This is a genomic window from Oceanospirillum sediminis (genome assembly GCF_014164585.1).
Taxonomy (GTDB): domain Bacteria; phylum Pseudomonadota; class Gammaproteobacteria; order Pseudomonadales; family Halomonadaceae; genus Oceanospirillum; species Oceanospirillum sediminis.
This window is the reverse complement of sequence record NZ_JACJFM010000153.1, coordinates 1-427: the sequence shown is the minus strand read 5'-3', so window position 1 is coordinate 427 and position 427 is coordinate 1. Positions and strand designations below refer to the sequence as shown.

General features: G+C 44.7%; 1 pseudogene. It reads left to right on the top strand.

Annotated features, from left to right (window positions below):
• Positions 1-427 (top strand): annotated as a pseudogene (locus H4O21_RS28205) (hypothetical protein); the annotation flags it as partial.

Sequence of the window (427 nt, the reverse complement as noted above, 5' to 3'; positions counted from 1 at the left end):
AGCCACGATGAAGGACACAATCACAGCAGTCCGGAAGAATTGTCAAACTTCAGAACTTATTTACCTGCCATTTTCAGCTTTGTGATGCTGATTGCTGGTATTGCCATTGATTATTTTGATGCCTTTCCCTTCTTTAAAGGTTGGATTCGCATAGTCTGGTATACTGTGGCTTATATTCCCGTGGGATTTCCTGTCATACGGGAAGGTTGGAACAGCATCTTAAAAGGCGACTTCTTCACGGAATTTTTCTTGATGTCCATTGCCACTTTGGGGGCATTTGCCATAGGTGAATATCCCGAAGGTGTGGCGGTGATGCTCTTCTATGCCGTTGGCGAACTGTTCCAGAATGCAGCGGTCAACCGTGCCAAAAGAAATATTAAAGCACTACTCGATGTGCGCCCTAATGAAGCATTGGTTTATCGTGATG